The sequence below is a fragment of the Pseudomonas sp. MD195_PC81_125 genome (assembly GCF_014060985.1).
In the GTDB taxonomy this organism is placed as follows: Bacteria; Pseudomonadota; Gammaproteobacteria; order Pseudomonadales; family Pseudomonadaceae; genus Aquipseudomonas; species Aquipseudomonas parakoreensis.
In genome coordinates this window covers 1-2378 of sequence record NZ_JABULD010000862.1, presented here as the reverse complement: position 1 = coordinate 2378, position 2378 = coordinate 1, and the positions used below count along the sequence as shown (strand labels likewise).

The window sequence follows — 2378 nt, the reverse complement described above, 5'->3', positions numbered from 1 at the left end:
GTCCTAAGTTGTAAGACTTAGTTCTGGTGAATGAAAAAGCCGCCTCTTGAGGGCGGCTTTTTTTCTTATATAAGCCCTCATTTATTCTTCCTGTGTTTTTTCTTGCAGGCAAGAACAGCATCTACCTCGATTCTTGCAAGATTGACCTCAAAGTCTAAAGCCCTTAATGTTCTGAAAGCATTTTTCAACGTTACTTTTGAAAAAAAAGGTAGCTTTTTCGGTATCTCTCGGTTTACGGCAATGGCATATACAACGCAGAATTTTTTTGATTCTGGCCGAATGTCTATATCAGCTAACTTCATTTCTTCAGGTAGTTTTTTTGTTTAGTCTTTTTCGGAACTCTTTGTCACTAACAAATGCTTCGGCAGCGACGCAGCCTTGAGAGAATAAGTGGCTTAGGGTGCTCGAGCTTCTATAGTATTTGACGTGAATTAAGTATCGAGAGTTTCTTAAAATATCGCAAAACTCGATTTTGTCATTTTTTCCGCCAAGTCCAATAGTTTTTTTGTCAAACAGTACATAATTAGGGTCGTTTGCAACGACATAGTTGTTGTATTCGTCTTCCCTTTCATGGTTGTAAGTTGGAAGGGTGTATTGATACTGCGTTAATTCACTGAGGTAGTTGTCTATGCGTTTCACGAAGTCTTGATTTACTCTGTACCATATCCCGTTTCTAAGGATATATTGTTCACTGCCATATGTTATTTCGGCGTAAAGACAGCGATATGCAGACCATGACTTATTGCTATGATGTTCCTCGTGAACTATAAAAATTTGTTGTTTCTTCAAGGCTTTTGTACATATTTTCTCTTGACTATTGGTCTGTAAATGCCTTGCGAGTTCTTTAATTTCTAATGTCGGATGTATTGCCGCCTTGTAATGCTGGTCAAATGAGTACCCCGATTGATACTCCCAATCTACGATTTCTGGCTCACCTAGCCAAAAATGATCAAGATGCTGATCGACGGATAATCTCTCATCCAGCTCCATGTCGAGTAATAATGCAACGTCTGGGTCTTTTATTTTACTTATGTTGTCCACCCATTCGAAGTTTTCTGGAAGCTTCATTTTGAAGCGTTCTAGTGCTTCAAATAGGATGTCTGATAATGTATCAAGAGTCACTTCTGGGCATATGACAAGAGCATCTCTGCCAGTTATTTGAGTCCCGAATATGCTGACCATGGACTCCCCAGTTATCGCGTAAAGCATATCCGTCTCCGAGTCTATTTCAAGCTCAAAGATTCCTACGCTTTTAGGGCTCTGATTTCTCGAGTTCAGTGGATTGTCTTCATAGTTTGACTTGTCCAGGCTTCTGAGCTTTTCAGGACTTACAGAGTTTAAGGTTACGCGAAGACCAAAGTCGCGTTCAATGCTGTCGGATATTATCAAGTGGTAGCCTGAGCCAAAAGCTAGAGAGAATATTTTCCCATGAACTCGAATTACTAATAGCGCGCCGACGGTATTTCCCTGTCCAAAAATTTCTGGTGAGAATTCTTGATCCTTGCAAAGGAAACTTGCCCATTTGGGGGGGTGAGGATCGACTTCCTTTTTTATATAAAGCGTTGCGGATCCCGTAGGAAGCTTTACTGTTTTTGGGGCGATTGAGTTTTCAACTTTTACAAACTCTATGTCGGATGCATGGTCGTTTTTTGCCAAGTAGATTGAAAGTTTTTTCTTTGTTCTTTTTAGCTCTTGGCATTTTTTACTCCCTGTCTACCGGTTGCCGATTGTTCAAGGTCCCAAAAACGTTTTCCACCAAGTATCTATTACTCATTCCTCTGTATTGGATTTTATCGCTTTAGAGGAAGATTAGATCATAGCCATCAGATGGCCAGTGTGCCAACCAATTAGTTCACTAGGTTGATGAGGTGGCTTTTTTCGAAGTGTTAAAAAGCCATCTGAGCTGCAAGTTACTTGCTTGGCCATGAGTGTTACTGTCGGCCAGAATCCCGAAACGCCGGCTCCATGCTGTCCTGCTCACGCTTAGACAGGCGCAGAACCCCAGCGATGGTTTGCCACTGACTAACAACGGCCCGAAACCGTTCGATGATATTTTCTGTATTTTCCCGGCTGACTCGAAAAAACTCTGCCACTTCTCTAGCCAATTCCAGATCCAAGGCGTTATCAAAGTCCGTGATGTTCAGTTTCAACCCATCCGCATTCGCCACGGGATTAATGTCGTAAGCCTCGGACAACCGCCACCCGCGACCAGGGTCGAGAAGGAATCCGTGGTTACGCAGATGGTCGTCGGTGTTTGAAACGAGAATATTGAAGACAATTCGCGACCATAGCTCGCGCAGGTCGGTGTCGACTTCTGAGCCGTGTTCAATGATCGCTCGAGCCAGTTCGATGTAGCTGGCGCCATTCGAGGCATCGTC

General features: G+C 42.9%; 3 protein-coding genes. All 3 read right to left on the bottom strand.

The window, feature by feature from the left end; translation table 11 throughout:
• Positions 1-77: 77 nt before the first annotated feature.
• Complete coding sequence (locus HT737_RS32940) at positions 78-302, bottom strand: TIGR04141 family sporadically distributed protein (protein WP_220459423.1); 225 nt, start codon at positions 300-302, stop codon at positions 78-80.
• A 4-nt stretch (positions 303-306) separates the two neighbouring features.
• Positions 307-1656, bottom strand: a complete 1350-nt coding sequence (locus HT737_RS29860) for a TIGR04141 family sporadically distributed protein (RefSeq protein WP_220459585.1) — start codon at positions 1654-1656, stop codon at positions 307-309.
• A 275-nt stretch (positions 1657-1931) separates the two neighbouring features.
• Positions 1932-2378 (bottom strand): type II toxin-antitoxin system HipA family toxin (locus HT737_RS29855; RefSeq protein ID WP_182404615.1); only part of this gene is annotated, 447 nt, incomplete at its 5' end.